The sequence below is a fragment of the Mycobacterium sp. DL592 genome, from assembly GCF_011694515.1.
Lineage (GTDB): Bacteria > Actinomycetota > Actinomycetes > Mycobacteriales > Mycobacteriaceae > Mycobacterium.
In genome coordinates this window covers 2,812,593-2,828,858 of record NZ_CP050192.1, presented here as the reverse complement: position 1 = coordinate 2,828,858, position 16,266 = coordinate 2,812,593, and the positions used below count along the sequence as shown (strand labels likewise).

The window sequence follows — 16,266 nt, the reverse complement described above, 5'->3', positions numbered from 1 at the left end:
GATGCCGTCCCTGCTCGTCAGCTCGTGGCTGTGGCATCTGACCCGGTGGGCCGGATTGTTCCTGGGAACCTATCTGGTGACGCATCTCGGTGGACCGCCGATCGCCAATCAGTTGGTCGGCGTCGCGATGTTCGCCCCGATGCTCGCCGGTGCGTACTTCTCCTCCCGGACCGATATCGACCCGCGCACAATGGTTCTGGCGACCGAACTGGCACTGATCCCGGTCTCGATACTCATGGCGGCGCTGGTGTTCACCGGATCGGTGTCGATGTGGATGGTGTATCCCTTCGAGCTGGCGTACGGATTCGGCGGCATGGTCAACATGACCGCCCAGCGTGAGTTGCTCTTCCGGATCAGCGGACCGGTGCAGGCCTCGCGGGTGCTGAACATCGAAGTCACCAGCCTGGCCGCGGCGATGATGCTCGGGCCGCTGGCCGGTGGGCTGACGATCTCAGCCTTCGGCCTGGGTGTGGCGTTCGCGGTCCCGGTGGTGCTGCTGGCGTTCTCGGTGGTGCTGTTCTGGCGCTCGACGGTCGGCCTGCCGGCCGGGCCCACGCAGATCGGTGTGCCGCAACGGATCGACTGGCGGCTGCTGTCCCGGTCGCCCGCCCTCGGGTTGGTTCTTCTGCTGACGGTGATCTGCAACCTGTCGTATTTCGCGTTCCTGCCGCTGGTTCCGGTGATCGCCGACCGCCTCCACGCCAATGCCGCGATGGCCGGTGTCATCGGGGCAGCCGCCGGTGTTGTGCAACTCGTGATTGCCACCGTTCTGGTCGTGCGGCCGGTGCGGCGTCCGCTGGTGGCGTACGCCGGCGGGGTCGCGGTGTGCCTGTGCTGTCTGGCGATTGTCGCGGCCACACCGCTGTTGAGCGTCACCCTGTTCGCCTTGGGCGTCGCCGGGATAGGCCAGGCGCTGTTCGGGTCGACACAGGCCACGCTGCCGGTGGAGGTGGTCGCTCACCACGAACGCGCGACCGCGCTGGGGATGCTCACCACGACCATCGGCGTCGCGCTGCCCACGGGGATGGTGGTCCTCGGATTGTCCTCGAGTGTGCTCGGCGCCCAGCGGGCCATGCTGGTGTCAGCGCTCGCCGGCCTGGTGGTGCTCGCGGTGACACTGGTGCTGGGACGGCGGCACCTGGGCGGCGCTACACGGCTAGGCGGAGCGACGGGCGTTGGCAGAGAAGGCGACTCGGTCGCCGCGTAGCCGAAGCTGCGACAGCGCGCGGGGCTGGCCGCTGTGATCCTCGATGAGGTCCTCGAGCCAGATCAGCGGTGCGCCGACCTCGACGCCGACCAGCTCGGCACTCTGCTCGTCGGCCGCGACCGCGCCGATGGTGGTCTGGCTGCCGCCGATCTGCACCCCCAGCTTTCGCTCCAGGATGAGGATGACGTCGGACTCGTCGGTGTCCTCCTCGACCGACTGCCCTTCGGGCAGCGCGATGTAATTGACCGAAATACCCAGCGGCAAAGAGTCTTTCATCATCAGGCTCTCGATCATCAGCACCGTCCAGCCCGTCGGAAGCTGCAGCCGGTCACGAACCAGCGGCGGGCAGCCCAGCGCCCGGCATTCCAGCCGCCGCGCCGCGACCGGGGCGAGTTCGTCGATGGGCAGCAGCAGCGCTCCGGCAGCGCGGGTCCCGTTCTTCGGCTCCCGGATCACCAGGCCGTCGCGAGCCAGCTGCTGCAGAACCGTCCGCACGGTGTTGCGGCTTGCCGAGAGTGCCTCGGTCAGTTCGTTTTCCACCAGTGACATCCGGCGACCGGTATTGACCAGGGTTGAGCGCAACAGGTCATAGGTGCGGCGCGGGGAGTTGTTGAGCCGGTCCGGGCTTTGCCGCTGACGCTGATAGAGGACTTCGGGGCGGGTCTGGTCGCGGGGGTGTAGCCGCCCTCGACAGTTTCCGTACATCGCCGGATCGTGTGGTGCCACCTGGCGGGCTCCTTCCCAAGGATTAGGGCCCAAAGACTCTTGTATATATTTGATCAGGACTTTGTTACCGGCTGCTACCACGGCTGATTCGCCCACGTTACGCCGGTGTCATTCGCCGTCCGACGGCATGAGCCAGGTACGAACTACCCAGCAGGATGATCGCGATGAGTGCGAAGAGCCATGCGATACCGATCCCGTTGGCCAGCACCGCGGAGCCTGCCGACCCGACGAGGATGCCGATGCCCGCCGAGATCCGGAACTTCGCCAGTCCCGAGGTGGAGTCGCCGACCTGGGTCACCACCAGAACCGGCAGGCTCGCCGTCGCCCCGGCCAGGCCGATGCCGAACAGTGCGGAGGCGATCAGGTAGGTCGCCGTGCCCGACGCCAGTGCCAGCATTCCCGCACAACACGTCCCGGTGATGAATGACGACACCAGGACCGCCACCATTCCGAACCGGCGGATCACGCGGTAGGCGACCTGCAGGGCGAGGATCTCGGCACCGGACATCAGCGCGATGGCCACCGCGATGGTGGTGGTCGGGTAGTTGCGGACCGCTCCGGCAAGCGGAAGAGCGGTGAACAGCACACCGCCCCGAAGAAAATCGCCCAGCATCGCCAGCACCAATGCCGCAGCGCTGCCCGGTGATCGGGCAAAGCGCGGCAGGCCCAGACTCGGCGGAGCGGTTCCCGGCGGGGCCGCCAGGTTCGGCAGCACCACGGCGCAGGCGGCGGCGACCAGTAAGGCCAGCAACCCCGTCGACACGAAGGCGACGCGGTAGCCGGCGTGGCCGTCGAGCAGACCGGCGACGAGCAGCCCGCCGGGTGACCCGAGGGCGCCGCCGAGCAGGAAGGCAGCGTTGAAGCGTGCCAGGCTACGGGCGATGTCCAGACTGGGTTGCCCAGCAGCAGAAGCAGATTCGGGTGCCGAAGACACCCGGACCGCTGCCTGCAGTCCGGCCCCGAGCATGACGCCGCTGCCGAGGCCCTGCAGAATCCGCGAGCACATCAGCATCAGCCCGCCACCGTCGACGCCCATCCCTATGCAGGCGAGGCCGAACAGCGCCAGCCCTGCCGTCAGTGCGGTCCGCGCGTCGATGCCGGGAACGAAGCGTGTGCCGAAGACGTCGACCGCTATCACCCCGATACCTGCGGTCAGCATGAACACCGCGGTGTACGCGCTGTTGTCCGAACGCTCCTGGATGAACAGCACCTCCAGGGGAGCGGTGAGGCTCACGGTGACTCCGGCGGCAGCGATCAGCGGGAGGAACCACCGCGCGCCGTAGCGCCGTGGTACGGAACACCGCATCAGACCATCAAGCCTCGGCCACGGAGACGGCGCCGGTACCGCCCGACCACATCCGCACCGTGGTGGCGACCTCCAAACCATAGGCGTCCAAACCGATTCGCTTGACCGGGTTGTTGGTCAGCAGCCGCATTCGGCGCACACCGAGGTCGGCCAGGATCTGGGCCCCCAGTCCATAGTCGCGCGGGTCGAGCAGATCGGCGGACGGGTCGTGCGGCCGGTAGGCCTGCTGACCGCCGCGGCTGCGCAGATAGACCACCACGCCGCAGCCCTCGTCGGCGATCATCCGCATGGCATGCTCCAACGATTCCGCGCACTCGCAACCGCCGGAGCTGAACACGTTGCCGGTCACGCATTCCGACTGCACCCGAACCAATGTCGGCGAGGGCTTCTTGCCTGCCACCTCACCCATCACCAGTGCGATGTGTTCGCGGCCGTCGAGCACCGACTGGAACCCGTGTGCCTGGAACACACCGTGGCGGGTGGGTAACCGACTGACCGCCTTGAACTCGACCAGCCTCTCGGCACGGCGCCGATACGTGATCAGGTCGGACATCGTGACGACGGTGAGGTCATGCGCGGCGGCGAACTCCCAGAGCGCCTGCCCGCGCACGACAACGCCTGCGCTGTTGACGATTTCGCCGATCACGGCGACCGGCGGCAGGCCGGCCAGCCGGACCAGGTCGACAGCGGCCTCGGTGTGGCCCGCCCGGCGCAGCACCCCACCGTCGACCGCCTGGAGCGGAAAGACATGGCCCGGCCTGCTCAGGTCGTCATGATTGGTCGCCGGGTCGGCGAGCAACGAGATGGTCCTGGCCCGGTCGGCGGCGGAGATACCGGTGGTGATCCCGGTCCGGGCATTGACCGACACCGTATAGCTGACCCCGCGCGGGTCTTCGTTGAGTGCCACCATCGGGGGCAGTCGCAGCCGGTCCAGATCGTCGGATTGCATCGGGACACAGAGGATTCCACCGGTGTGGCGCATCATGTACGCCACCTGTTCCTGGCCGGCGTGCACGGCGGCGAGTAACAGGTCACCGTCGTCGCCCGGATCGTCGGCGTCGACCACGATCACCATGCGCCCCTCACGCAGCGCCTGCACTGCGGTTCCCACGGAACCGCCCAGCGTTTCGATAACCGTCATGTCATCGCTGGTCAGAACTCGCGCAGATGGTCACGCAGCATGGTCGTGGTGTACTCGGTGCGGGTCAGCCCACGCTTCTGCAGTTCCGGGATCAACCCATCGGTGATCTCGGTGACATAGCGCCGGTTGAGCCGCATCACCGGACTGGTGATCAGATAGCCGTCACCACCGACCTCCGCCATCAGCTCACCCATCTCCTCGGCCACCTCGGCCGGGGTCCCGATGAATGGCACCTTGGACGTCAGCCCGCTGCCGGTGACGATCTCGCGCAACGTCTTTCCCTCACCGCGGGCCAGGAAGCTCTCCAGCGAGCCCCGCTCGCCGTTGGTGGTCACCGGCGGCACTGGTTTGTCGAGATCGAACTGGGCGAAGTCGATCTCGGTGATCGAGGAGATCTCGGCGAGCATGTACTCGATGTAGAGCGGATCGTTGAACCAGCGGTCGCGCTTGGCCACCGCCTCCTCGTGGGTGTCGGCGACGATGGGGGAGACCAGGTAGAGCACCTTGCAGTGCGACGGGTCGCGCCCGTTGGCCTTCATCCGTTCGTGGATGTCGTCGCGGTAGGCCCGCATCGCCTCCACACCGTTGGCGGGCGCGACGATCGTATCGGCGTGCTGCGCGGCCAACTCACGTCCCGGCGGGGAGGCACCGGCCTGGGCGATCGACGGCCGGTACTGCGGCGACGGTGCGGTGTTGAGCGGTCCGCGGCTCTTGTAGTACTTGCCCTCGAAGTCGATGGTGTGGACCTTCTTGTAGTTGGCGTAGGTCCCGGTCTCGTGGTCGCGTTCGACGGCGTCGGGTTCCCACGACTCCCAGAGCTTGGTGACCAGCTCCATGTACTCGCTGGCCATGGCGTAGCGCTCGTCGTGCTCGTAAAGCTTGTCCAGACCGAAGTTCTGTGCTGCCCGATCCTCGGCGGAGGTCACCACGTTCCACCCGAACCGGCCGCGCGCGATGTGGTCGACGGTGCTGCACAGCCGCGCCAGCATGAACGGCGGGTAAAAGCTCGTCGACATCGTGGGGATGACGCCCAGGCGCTGGGTGGCGTTGGCCATCAGGATCGCCAGTGGCACAGGATCGTGTTTGGGGTTGACGCCGTGCTTGAGATCGGCCTCCATGGTGCCGCCGTAGGCGGTGGACACCATGAGCTTGTCCTCGATCAACACGTAATCGAATTTGGCCCGTTCGAGGTCCTTGGCGACCTCGACGTAGAAGTCACCGGTGAAGTCACGACCGCCATCACCCCAGGTGCCGTTCCACTCATCTGCGACGAAGTTCAAAAACCAACCCAGATGGAACATCCCGCTCACGCTCCTCACCTTTCGCTCTGTGCGATCCAGACAAGCCGTGGGGCGTTACTCGACGATGTCGTGGCGGTACCACCTGCATTGCGCCGTACGCCACCTGCGGTGTTTATGACGTCACGCGCCGCGCGGGGTGATGGGCGCCATGTGGCGGGCGCGGTCGGTATCGTTCTTTGCCAGCAGCGTGTCCATCGGGGATGGCCGTTGGCGGACGGGGGTGCAGTGGAGAAGTTGGTTCCGGCGCTGGCCACATTGATGGATCCGGCGTTGGTGATGGGTCGCATTGCTGAGCAGGCGTGCGTACTCATGCCGAAAGCTGATGGATCTGCTGTCGCCCTCCTACGCGCCTCCGATGACTCGTACGTCACTGTTTCCTGCCACGGTGTCGTCGCGGGGACGACGGGTTTCGCGGTACCCAAGGCGAGTAGCTTCCAGGGCCTTGCGGCGCGGGAGAAGAGACCCATGCTGATCGATGACGCGACCGTCGACTTGCGACTTTCGCAACGCGTTCAGTCGATGAACAAGCAGTGGGGTACCCGGTCGTGGGCCGTGATTCCCCTGAGGCATGGCGACGACGCCATCGGATCGCTGATGCTGGTCGCGCGGGCACCCGCGGCGTTCGACGAAGCCGACATTGATGTCATGGTCGAGATCAGCGAGTTCGTGTCAGCCTTGACCTACGCCATGGCAGACGGCGCCGAGACCGGAAAGCGCACCATCACAGCGCGTTTCGTCGCCTCGGTGATGCTGCCGGAAGCAGCTGAGGTCCAAGGGATGCAGGACAAAGTGGATGCCCTGCTGATGCAGCCGGCAGCCCTCAGTGCGGTGTTCCAGCCGATCGTCCACCTGCCGAGCAGCGCGACGGTTGCCTACGAGGGACTGACGCGCTTTTCCGCGTCACCGGAGTTGACACCTCTGCAATGGTTTAGTGCCGCTCAGCGGGTGGGCCGGGGTACCGACTTGGAATATGCGGCCCTGTCCACGATTCTGGCCGCCGCCCGCGCCATCCCCGGTGATTGTCCGGTCGCGGTGAACCTCAGCCCGAGCGCGGCCGGCGAGCCGACGATCCAAGAGATGCTGGCATCCCAGGACCGGCCGCTGATCGTCGAGATCACCGAGCACGAACCGTTTCCCGACGACCTCGCTGCGGATCTCATGCGTCTGCGTGACCGCGGAATCCATCTGGCGGTCGACGATGCCGGCGCTGGATATGCCAGTTTCGCCCAACTGCTGCGGTTGCAGCCCGACATCATCAAGATCGACGGCGAACTGACCAGCGGCATCGATACCGATCCCGCCAAACGCGCGCTGACGACGGCACTCAACACACTGGCCTCCGAGCTGCAGGCGAAAACAATTGCAGAGGCTGTGGAGACGCCCGAGCAGCTCCACGCACTAGTCGGTCTCGGCGTCGAATACGGGCAGGGCTTCTTCCTGGGGCGTCCCCAACGCAACGCCCGGCCATATCTGGACGGGAAATATGCGCGCCTGGCTGAAGCCTCGCGTGCCGACAGGCCGGCGTTTCCGCGCTGATCAGGGGTTGACAGCACATCGAACGCATGTTCGACTGATGCGGTGCGGTGGTCGGACCAGGGAATCAGGGTCGACGACGGAGCGCTGCCCGGCCTGCAGCGCATCGGCTTCGTGCGGACGGTGCGCACTCCACAGTTCGAGGGCGTCACGTTTCACGAGGTGCTGTGCAAGTCGGCGCTGAACAAGATCCCGGCCGCGGCGATGCTGCCATTCCAGTACACGGTCAACGGTTATCGGGGCTGCGCGCACGCCTGCCGGTACTGCTTCGCCCGGCCCACCCACGAATACCTGGACTTCGACCCCGGTGGGGACTTCGACAGCCAGATCGTGGTGAAGACCAACATCGTCGAGGTACTGCGGCGCGAACTGGCCCGCCCGTCTTGGGGCCGCGACACCGTTGCGCTGGGCACCAACACCGATCCCTACCAGCGGGCCGAGGGCCGCTACGCAATGATGCCGGGAGTCATTGCTGCGCTGGCTGATTCCGGCACACCGCTGTCAATCCTCACCAAGGGCACGCTGCTGCGCCGGGACCTGCCACTGATTGCCGATGCCGCACAACAGGTTCCGCTATCGGTGGCCATTTCGCTGGCGGTCGCCGATCCTGACCTGCACCGCGACGTCGAGCCCGGCACACCGTCGCCGGCGGCCCGGCTCGATCTGATCGCCGCGGTCCGCGACGCCGGGCTGGACTGTCACGTGATGGTGGCGCCGGTGCTGCCGCATCTGACCGATTCGGCCGAGCATCTCGACAGCCTGCTGGGGCAGATCGCCGCGGCAGGTGCCACCGGGGTCACGGTGTTCGGCCTGCACCTGCGCAGCTCGACCAGGGGCTGGTTCATGGGCTGGCTGGCCCGCTCACATCCCGAACTGGTCGCGACCTACCGTCAGCTGTACCGTCGCAGCGCCTACCTTCCGGAGGACTACCGGCAGATGCTGCGCCGGCGGGCTGCGCCGATAGTCGCCAAACACGGGCTGAGCGGTGACCATCGGCCGTTCAGGTCGGCCGCACCTGCACCCGTGTCCGTCGCCGAGCCTGAGTTGACGCTGTTCTGATCTGCCGAGTGTGGGGGATATGCACGGAAAACCGCCGCGGAAATCCGTGCACAAGGCCCACAGTCGACGCCGGAAGCTAGCTTCGGCCCCGCTTGACCTGGTTGAACGGCACGCCCTTGTCGGCGGCGAACTCGCGCGGGAAACCCAATACCCGCTCGCCGATCACATTGCGTCCCACCTCGGTGGTGCCGCCGCCCAGCGAGGCGGTCTGGCGGGACAGGTAGCGATTCCCGATGGCGAACAGATCGTCGTCGCCGGTGTCGACCACGCCGGCGCTGCCGGTGATCGCCAGCGTGGTGTCGAGCTCGGTGTTGATGCTCTCCGCGTGCGAGATGCGGATGATGGTGCCGGCCGTCGGCGGCAGCGAGCCGTCGTTGACGCCGTGATAGACGTGATCGATGAGCTGCTCCTGTACGGCGCGGTGCACCAGCGCGCGGCCCGCCATCTCCTGCAGCCGCTCGTTGTCGGCCTGGCCGACCCGCTCGAGCAGTGCGACGTAGTCGGTGGGCTTGTCGGTCTTGCCTTCGGCGCCAATACCGCTGGCGAACTCGGAGCCGCCGCCCACCGCACGCCGCTCGTGGTAGAGCTGACGCGACGCCACGGCCCAGCCGTCGTTGACCTGGCCGACTACGCTGTCGTCGCCGACCTCCAGACCGTCGAAGAACTCCTCGCAGAACTCGATGGAGCCGTTGACCTGCTTGATGCGCCGCAGCGTGATTCCGGGCGCGTTCAGCGGCACCAGGAACATGGTCAGCCCCTCGTGCTTGGGCACGTCCCAGTTGGTGCGAGCCAGCAGGGTCCCGTAGTCGGCGGCGAAAGCGCTTGTGCTCCAGGTCTTCGCACCGTTGATGACCCACTTGTCACCGCGGCGGTCGGCCCGGGTGATGACGCCGGCCAGATCGGAGCCGCCGCTGGGCTCCGACAGCAGCTGGACCAGAACCTCGTTACCGCGCAGCGCTCCGCCGATATGCCGGCGCTTCTGCTCCTCACTGCCCATATCGAGAATCGTCGCCGCGCAGATGGTGAACGTCGGTGTGTTGAGGATGATCGGCAACTCGTAGTTGCGCGACTCGATGTCGAAGGCACGCTGGTACTCGATGGGCAGCCCCAGTCCGCCGTACTCACGCGGAAAGCAGATGCCGGCGAACCCGCCCTCCCAGAGCTTGCGCTGGAGTTCCCGGGCGCGCTGCCACGGAGCCTCCTCGCCGCGATCGGCATCCGGCGGGTCGTTCGGGTCGATCGGCGGCATGTTCTCGGCCAGCCACTTGCGGGCACGGGCCGCGAACTCCACGACCGATTCGGTTTGAGTTGCGGTGGCGGTGGTTTCGGTCATCAGGCGGACTCCAGCTCCTTGGTCATCCGATACACGCGCAGGTTGTGTTCTTCCGGGGTGCCGTACATCGACCGGTACAGGGTGACCCGGCGGAGATACAGATGCAGGTCGTGCTCCCAGGTCACCCCGATGCCGCCGTGTAGCTGCACACACATCTGCACCATGTCCGGGGCATGTTCGGCGACATAGGATTTCGCGACGCTGACGGCCATGTCGGCGTCGGACGCGCGGCACCCGACCTTCGCAACGGCCGCCTTCGTGGTCGCGCGACAGGCCTCCAGCCAGATCTTCAGGTCCGCATACTTGTGTTTGAGCGCCTGGTAGGAGACCAGGGGACGGCCGAACGAGTGCCGGTCGAAGCCCCACTGCACAGTCATGTCGAAGACGGTGTCGAGGATGCCGACGGTCTCGGCGCACTGCAGCACCAGCGCGATCTGGGTCTGCCGCGCGACCAGCGCCGGGGTTTGCTCGGCAGAGCCCACCACGGCTGACTCGTCCACCTCGACGCCGTCGAGGCTGACCCGGGCGTAGGACTTCACCAGATCGATGCTGCGCTGCGCCTCGATGGTGAGCCCGGGCGCGTCGGTGCGCACCAGGAACTGTCGGGGGGAGCCCGCCACGTCGGCCACCACCAACAGGACGTCGCTGTCGGTGCCGGCCTCGACGCGGTCCTTGACCCCGTCGATGCGGAAGCCACCGGCGGTTGGGGTGGCAGACACCTTAGGCTGCAACGGGTTCCACGGCTGGCCGGGCTCGTAGACGGCCCACGACGCGATTGTCTCCCCGGACACCAGGGCCTCGACCGTGGCGGCGTGCCGTTCGCCGTCCTCGGCGTCGGCCAGTGCCGCCAGCACGACCGAGACCGGGTGCAGCGGACCCGGGGTGACGGACTTGCCGCTGTGTTCGGCGACCAGGGCCAGGTCGGCGACACCGTCGCCGGAGACGCTGCCGCCGCCGAGTTCCTCGGGCACCAGCAGGCTGACCCAGCCGAGCTCGGCGGCCCGTTGCCACCAGTCACGTTCGAAAGCGACACCGTCGCGGTGCAATTCGCGCACCCGGGTCAGCGGAACCTCCTTGTCCAGGAAGGACTGGGTGGTGGAGGCGAACAGCAGGATCTCGGGGGAGGCGGTCATGGTGCCGTGCTCGCTTTCAGTAGACAGTGGACGTGTGCGCCGGTGTCCCGGCGCACACGTCCACTGTGACGATCAGATTCGCTCAAGCGATGACGAGCGCGGGCACGTCGGGCTTGTGAACCGAGACGTTGGGCACCTTGAACAGGTCAACCAGGTTGCCGCCCATCACCTTTCGCTGCTCATCCTCATTCAGGCCCTGGGCCACCAGGTCGTCGACCAGGTTGATCGGGTTGGCCAGGCCCTCGGGGTGCGGCCAGTCCGACCCGAAGATGATGCGGTCGACGCCGACCAGGTCGGCCATCTGCTTGAAGTTGTCCTCCCAGAACGGGGCCACGTACACGCCGCGCTTGAATGCCGCGACCGGGTCCTCGGGGAACTCGTTGGGCAGCTTGGCGTGCACGTCCTCGAACTGGTGCAGCAGGTAGGGCAGCCAGGACGCGCCGTTCTCGATGGACAGGATGCGCAGTTCCGGGTTGCGGGTCAGCGCGCCGTGGCAGACCAGCGCGGCCATGGTGTCCTCGATGGGGCGCTTGCCCATCGCCACCATCCGGAACGCGGTCGGCTTGAACGGCAGGAACTCGTCGGCGGGCTCCCAGTCGTTGAGGTATTCGGCGTAGCCGCTGTCGGAGGCATGCATGCAGACCGGGATGCCGGCCTTGACACAGGCGTCCCAGAACGGGTCGAACTCGGGCAGGCCCATCGAGCGGGTGCCGCGGAAACCCGCCACCGGCGCCGGGCGCACCAGGATGGTCTTGGCGCCGCGCTCGAGGCACCACTCGAGTTCCTCGAGTGCACGGTCGACGATGCTGAGGTTGATCACCGGTGTGGAGAAGATGCGGCCCTCGTAGTCGAATCGCCACGTCTCGTACATCCACTGGTTCAGCGCATGGACGATGTCGAGAATCAGCTCGGGATCGTCCTTCAGGCGCTCCTCGACCAGGCTCGCCAGGGTCGGGAACATGATCGTGTAGTCGAGCGCCAGCCCGTCCATCACCTCGATGCGTGCCTCGGGGTTGCGGAAGGCGGGGATGGCCTTCATCGGCTTGCCCATCACCTCGCGGTAGCTCTTGCCGCCGCTGCCGTGCTTGAAGTACTCCTCCTGCGCGCCTGGGCGCGCGACGACCTCGAAGGTCGGGTTGGGGATGTAGTCGCTGATGTGTCCGCGCACCACGATCTTGGTCCGGCCGCGGACATCGAGGTAGTCGATGACGCCCTTGCGGTTGTCGGGCAGGAACTGTGTCAGGGCTTCCTGCGGTTCGTAGAAGTGATTGTCGGCGTCGAATACCGGGTAGGGAAGCTCGCGCGAAGGCATATCCGGCTCCTGAGAGTGGGCTTGGTCGGTAGCGGTAACGACGTTACCATGTGATGAGCAGGCGAAACACCACCGATTTTGGGACGGTGTCGGTACCGGCTCTACCAGCGTGAACGGGCTAGGCGCCGGGGCGGGGCAGCAGGCCCTGCACGCAGAATTCGTAGATGTGGTCGCCGTCGATGGGCACCCCGTTGAGTTCGACTCCCAGGCTGCGTAACCGCATCGCGCCCAGCACCGTCTGCATGATCAGGGCGGACGTCGTCTCGACCTCGAGGTCGGCCCGGAACACGGTCTCGTCGATCCCGCGCTCGAGCAGGTCGCCGATCAACTGGTGCAGTGGAGAGAGCACCCTGGCGTACTCCTGCGGCAGGCTCTCTGCGAGGTGGTCGTTGTAGTAGGTCAATCCGCGATTGATGCTGTCCTGCTTGGTGGTCTCGGCCGGCGTGCAGATGCGTTCAATGAGCACGCGCAGCGCGTCGGCGGCAGGCAGGTCGGCGGTCTCCTGGCGCCAGTTCTTGGTCGACTCCGTCATGATCGTGTCGATCAGCGCCAGCAGCAGCTCGTCTTTGGTGGAGAAGTGCTGGTAGAAGGACCGCAGCGAGGTCTTGGAGCGTTCGACGACCTCGAGCACGGTGAAGTCGGTGCGGCCTGTCTCGGCCAGGATCGACAGTGCTGATCGCATGAAGCGGCTGACCCGGGATTCCGGGTCGGCGTGGACGGATGACTGGTCGGCGGCCTTGGCCATGGACACACCTTATCGTCCGGCCTCCGGGGTGAGAATGACATTACCGTTCTGGTAGAACAGGACTTGGGATCAGCGCAAGCACAGTTTGCGGCACTCCCGTCGAACCAGCCAGGAGTGAGGGACCGATGACCGACCAAACCCAGCACACTCAGTGGACGCTCGGCCTGCTGCTCGATCTCTTCGAGGTCGAACCCGACGGGGCGGACCGCTTCATCGCGCAGTCCGGCCTCGCCGCCGCAGACGAACGTCAGGTAGTCGAGGGCACGCAGGTGTTGGCCCAGGCGATCGTCGCCGCGGCCAAACGCTTCCCTGGAAAGTCGGTCCGCTCGGTGCACGCCGTGTTCAACCGGGCCGTCCTGGTCGGCCCGCCGATCGTGCTGGACGTCGACGTGGTCGCAGAGGGGCGCAGCACCGCCACCGCGGTGATCACCGCATCCCAGAACGACAAGAGGTGCATGACGTTCACGGTTTTCACCGACGTCCCCTCCGAGGACGTGATCCGCCACCATCTGCCGCGCCCGGGCGTCAAAGGTCCGGATCTGGCCAACGATTGCGAAATGCCCATGGCCGGAAGGGAAATCAAACTCGTCGACATCGTCGACATCAACAGCCCCGATGAGGTCGGCCCGCCCGAGGTGTACGCGTGGCTGCACTACGACCCCATCCCCGCGCGCGACGACCTGGCGAAGGCACTGATCGCGTACTTCACCGGACACCTGGGGATTTCGACGAGCATGCGCGCTCACGAGGGCATCGGCACCGCCCTGTCGCACATCACGGTGTCGACCGCGCCGATGACGGTCACGGTGAGTTTCCACGAGCCGGTGTCCTGGACCGGCTGGCTGCTTTACACCCACGAGAGCACCCAGGCCGGCGCGGGCATGTCCTACATCCGCGGGACGGTCCACACCGAAGAGGGTGACCTGATCGCGTCGTTCACCCAGGACGCGCTGATCCGCCCGATGCGTGCCGCCGACACCAAAGTCGCTGTCGAAGCGCGCATCTAGCGCGCTCCCGCCCGCCGTTACCCGAGATCGCGGGCCTTGAACGTGTCGCACTGGTTGGGGTCACCCGTCTGGTAGCCGACGGTGAACCACTTCTGGCGCTCGGCAGACGAACCGTGCGTCCACTGCTCGGGGTTGACCCGGCCGGTGGCCTGCTTCTGGATGCGGTCGTCGCCGACCGAGGCGGCCGCTGACAGAGCGTCAGCAATATCCTTGTCGCTCAACGGTTCCAGATACGTCACGTCGGTTCCGGGCTGCTTGGTGATCGCGGCGTAGTGCGCCCACACCCCGGCATAGCAGTCGGCCTGCAGTTCGGTGCGCACCCCGTTGCCGGTCGCGCCCTGGGCGCCCTGCTGAGCCTTGCCGAGCACACCGAGCAGGTTCTGCACATGGTGGCCGTACTCATGCGCCACGACGTACTCCTGGGCCAACGGCCCACCGCTGGAACCGAACTGGGTCTTGAGCACCTGGAAGAAGTCGGTGTCGAAATATGCGGTGCGGTCGACCGGGCAGTAGAACGGGCCGACGTCGCTGGTGGCCGGACCGCACCCGGTCTGCACCGAACCCTTGAACAGCTTCATCTTCGGGCGGCTGTACCCGCGCAGCAGCTGCTCCCACACCCCGTCGACGGAGTTGCCGGTGGCGACCACGCGGCACTCGACGTACTTGTTGGCGTCCGCTCCCGTCTTGCACTTGCTCAGGTCGTAGGCCGACGACTGATCGGCGCCGGGCGGCAACGCCTGCTGCTGGCCGACCACCTGGCCGGGGTCGACCCCGAGGAACAGTGCCAGCAGCACGATGACCAGACCGCCGACGCCGCCGCCGATCGCGATGCCGCGACCGCCACCGCCGCCACCACCGGTGGAGGTGGTGCTCGTGTCGATCTGCATACCTTCGTTGAAGGTCATCACCGCTCCTTGAAGATTGACCGTTCAGGCTGGCAACCAGCCGCGTTCAGCTTGCCACACTACGATTCACTGGTGGCCGTCGTCGTGGATCCGTCGACCGTGGTTCATACCTCATTGGGGGCGCTGCGCGGCACCACCGAGGGCGGGGTCGGCGTGTGGCGCGGGGTCGCCTACGCCCAGCAGCCCGTCGGCCATCGACGGTTCCAGGCACCCGAACCGCTCTCACCCTGGTCGGGTCTGCGCGACGCCGTCGAGCACGGGCCGGTTCCACCCCAGGGCCGCTCGTTCGTCGGTGGCGGCCGCGACGATCCGAAGATCCGCGACGAAGCCTGTCTGACGGTCACCGTGTGGTCGCCGCGGCGCGAGCCCGGCACGCTGCTGCCGGTCATGGTGTGGATTCCCGGCGGGGCGTTCGTCTATGGCGCCGGGCAACTGCAGCTCTACAACGGCTCCCGGCTGGCCGCCAACGGCCACGTCGTCGTGGTCAACGTGACCTACCGGCTCGGGGTGTTCGGCGGTTTCGAACTCGGCGACCTCGGTGCGGGTTTCGCCGACAACCTGTGCCTGCGCGACCAGATCGCCGCCCTGCAGTGGGTGCGCGACAACATCGCCGCGTTCGGCGGAGATCCGCAGTGCGTCACCATCTTCGGCGAGTCGGCCGGCGCCACGTCGGTACTCGCGTTGCTGGCCAGCCCGGCCGCGGTCGGCCTGTTCGCGCGCGCCATCGCCCAAAGCCCGGCGCTGCCCCTGATCGCGGACCGCGAGACCAGGGCCCGCCGGGCACACGAGTTCCTCGACCTCGTCGGCGCCACCCCCGCGCAGCTGAAGGAATTACCGCAGCGCGCGCTGCGCCGGGCGGCCGGTGAGATCCAGCGCCGCAGCGCCGCATCGACTCCGACGCTGGCCTACGGCCTGACGTTCGGAACCGACCTGCTGCCGCGCCATCCCATCGACGCCGCCCGCTGCGGCGAGTGCAACCCGGTGCCGCTGATCGTCGGCACCAACACCCACGAGGCGTCGATGTTCGCCTGGTCCAAACCGCCGATGCTGCCGACCAGCCAGCCCGGGATCGACGACTACTTCGAGCGGGTCGCGCCAGGCGCGCGGGACCGGGTGCTGGCCGCCTATCCCGGCTATCCCCGCCGCAGTGCGCTGATCGCGGTCGGCTCCGATGTCATGTTCGGGGCGCCGACATGGGCGTTCGCCGACGCCTACAGCGCCCACGCGCTCACCCACGTCTACCGGTTCGACCATGCGGCCTGGCATCTGCGGGCGATCGGGCTCGGCGCCACCCACGGCAGCGAGATCGTGCACATCCAGCACAGCTACGGCTCGTTCATCGGCCGCAAGCTGCATCCATTGGGCCGCCGGGTGCTGCCCTCGGTCGGTCGCCGGATGCAGCGCACCTGGCTGGGTTTCGCGACCGGGCCGGGCCTGGACGACTGGCCGCGCTACGACACGCCCCGGCGGGCCACCCGCATCATCGGCTCGGGGCGCGACATCACCGTCGACGACCCGGACTCGGCTCGTCGTCAGGCCTGGGAAGGCCTGTACTGAA

The 16,266-nt window shown here is 66.9% G+C and carries 14 protein-coding genes; 5 read left to right on the top strand and 9 right to left on the bottom strand.

The genetic code is table 11. The annotated features are described in order from the left end of the window. Position 1 precedes the first annotated feature (1 nt). Positions 2–1,207 (top strand): MFS transporter, encoded by a 1,206-nt coding sequence (locus tag HBE64_RS13570; RefSeq protein WP_167102882.1) that lies wholly within the window; start codon positions 2–4, stop codon positions 1,205–1,207. Here the strand turns inward: HBE64_RS13570 and HBE64_RS13565 are convergent. The 4 genes from HBE64_RS13565 to HBE64_RS13550 all read right to left on the bottom strand — a co-directional run bounded on the left by HBE64_RS13565 (position 1,157) and on the right by HBE64_RS13550 (position 5,681). Continuing rightward, positions 1,157–1,933 carry a GntR family transcriptional regulator gene (locus tag HBE64_RS13565; RefSeq protein WP_167102879.1) on the bottom strand — a complete coding sequence of 259 codons (777 nt, stop codon included), beginning with the start codon at positions 1,931–1,933 and terminating at the stop codon, positions 1,157–1,159. The genes HBE64_RS13570 and HBE64_RS13565 overlap by 51 nt on opposite strands. Before the next feature lie 97 nt (positions 1,934–2,030). After that, on the bottom strand, positions 2,031–3,239 hold the full coding sequence (locus HBE64_RS13560) for an MFS transporter (RefSeq protein WP_167102876.1): 1,209 nt from the start codon (positions 3,237–3,239) through the stop codon (positions 2,031–2,033). Between the two features lie 7 nt (positions 3,240–3,246). Continuing rightward, positions 3,247–4,380 carry a 3,4-dihydroxy-2-butanone-4-phosphate synthase gene (gene ribB / locus HBE64_RS13555; RefSeq protein WP_167102873.1) on the bottom strand — a complete coding sequence of 378 codons (1,134 nt, stop codon included), beginning with the start codon at positions 4,378–4,380 and terminating at the stop codon, positions 3,247–3,249. Positions 4,381–4,391: 11 nt separating this feature from the next. Then, entirely contained in the window at positions 4,392–5,681 is a 1,290-nt protein-coding gene (locus HBE64_RS13550) for an NtaA/DmoA family FMN-dependent monooxygenase (RefSeq protein WP_167109168.1), read from the bottom strand. Between HBE64_RS13550 and HBE64_RS13545 the strand changes: the two genes are divergently transcribed. Then, complete coding sequence (locus HBE64_RS13545; protein ID WP_371743985.1) at positions 5,673–7,217, top strand: EAL domain-containing protein; 1,545 nt, start codon at positions 5,673–5,675, stop codon at positions 7,215–7,217. The two genes, HBE64_RS13550 and HBE64_RS13545, sit on opposite strands and share 9 nt — an antisense overlap. Before the next feature lie 42 nt (positions 7,218–7,259). After that, complete coding sequence (locus tag HBE64_RS13540) at positions 7,260–8,273, top strand: Rv2578c family radical SAM protein (RefSeq protein ID WP_167102869.1); 1,014 nt, start codon at positions 7,260–7,262, stop codon at positions 8,271–8,273. A 76-nt stretch (positions 8,274–8,349) separates the two neighbouring features. Here the strand turns inward: HBE64_RS13540 and HBE64_RS13535 are convergent, their stop codons facing one another. From HBE64_RS13535 to HBE64_RS13520, 4 genes are all read right to left on the bottom strand, one after another. Next, positions 8,350–9,606: an acyl-CoA dehydrogenase family protein gene (locus tag HBE64_RS13535; protein WP_167102866.1), complete on the bottom strand. Its 1,257-nt coding sequence runs from the start codon at positions 9,604–9,606 to the stop codon at positions 8,350–8,352. After that, complete coding sequence (locus HBE64_RS13530) at positions 9,606–10,739, bottom strand: acyl-CoA dehydrogenase family protein (RefSeq protein ID WP_167102863.1); 1,134 nt, start codon at positions 10,737–10,739, stop codon at positions 9,606–9,608. The genes HBE64_RS13535 and HBE64_RS13530 overlap by 1 nt, the downstream gene beginning before the upstream one ends. 82 nt (positions 10,740–10,821) lie before the next feature. Beyond that, positions 10,822–12,051, bottom strand: coding sequence for an amidohydrolase family protein (locus HBE64_RS13525; protein WP_167102860.1), 1,230 nt, complete (start codon positions 12,049–12,051; stop codon positions 10,822–10,824). Between the two features lie 118 nt (positions 12,052–12,169). Next, on the bottom strand, positions 12,170–12,796 hold the full coding sequence (locus tag HBE64_RS13520) for a TetR/AcrR family transcriptional regulator (protein ID WP_167102857.1): 627 nt from the start codon (positions 12,794–12,796) through the stop codon (positions 12,170–12,172). A gap of 125 nt (positions 12,797–12,921) precedes the next feature. Here HBE64_RS13520 and HBE64_RS13515 point away from each other — a divergent pair, with 125 nt between their 5' ends. Next, positions 12,922–13,803 (top strand): acyl-CoA thioesterase II, encoded by an 882-nt coding sequence (locus HBE64_RS13515; RefSeq protein WP_167102854.1) that lies wholly within the window; start codon positions 12,922–12,924, stop codon positions 13,801–13,803. Between the two features lie 17 nt (positions 13,804–13,820). On the opposite strand, the gene HBE64_RS13510 is transcribed toward HBE64_RS13515, so the two are convergent. Next, positions 13,821–14,708 carry a neutral zinc metallopeptidase gene (locus HBE64_RS13510; RefSeq protein WP_167102851.1) on the bottom strand — a complete coding sequence of 296 codons (888 nt, stop codon included), beginning with the start codon at positions 14,706–14,708 and terminating at the stop codon, positions 13,821–13,823. Between the two features lie 72 nt (positions 14,709–14,780). Between HBE64_RS13510 and HBE64_RS13505 the strand changes: the two genes are divergently transcribed. Beyond that, positions 14,781–16,265, top strand: a complete 1,485-nt coding sequence (locus HBE64_RS13505; protein ID WP_167102848.1) for a carboxylesterase/lipase family protein — start codon at positions 14,781–14,783, stop codon at positions 16,263–16,265. The last annotated feature ends 1 nt before the right edge of the window (position 16,266 follow it).

Coding starts and splice junctions, on each gene's coding strand:
- HBE64_RS13570 (WP_167102882.1), top strand. CDS start 2: ATGCCGTCCCTGCTCGTCAGCTCGTGGCTGTGGCATCTGACCCGGTGG.
- HBE64_RS13560 (WP_167102876.1), bottom strand. CDS start 3,239: ATGCGGTGTTCCGTACCACGGCGCTACGGCGCGCGGTGGTTCCTCCCG.
- ribB (WP_167102873.1), bottom strand. CDS start 4,380: ATGACGGTTATCGAAACGCTGGGCGGTTCCGTGGGAACCGCAGTGCAG.
- HBE64_RS13545 (WP_371743985.1), top strand. CDS start 5,673: ATGGAACATCCCGCTCACGCTCCTCACCTTTCGCTCTGTGCGATCCAG.
- HBE64_RS13550 (WP_167109168.1), bottom strand. CDS start 5,681: ATGTTCCATCTGGGTTGGTTTTTGAACTTCGTCGCAGATGAGTGGAAC.
- HBE64_RS13535 (WP_167102866.1), bottom strand. CDS start 9,606: ATGACCGAAACCACCGCCACCGCAACTCAAACCGAATCGGTCGTGGAG.
- HBE64_RS13530 (WP_167102863.1), bottom strand. CDS start 10,739: ATGACCGCCTCCCCCGAGATCCTGCTGTTCGCCTCCACCACCCAGTCC.
- HBE64_RS13525 (WP_167102860.1), bottom strand. CDS start 12,051: ATGCCTTCGCGCGAGCTTCCCTACCCGGTATTCGACGCCGACAATCAC.
- HBE64_RS13520 (WP_167102857.1), bottom strand. CDS start 12,796: ATGGCCAAGGCCGCCGACCAGTCATCCGTCCACGCCGACCCGGAATCC.
- HBE64_RS13515 (WP_167102854.1), top strand. CDS start 12,922: ATGACCGACCAAACCCAGCACACTCAGTGGACGCTCGGCCTGCTGCTC.
- HBE64_RS13510 (WP_167102851.1), bottom strand. CDS start 14,708: ATGACCTTCAACGAAGGTATGCAGATCGACACGAGCACCACCTCCACC.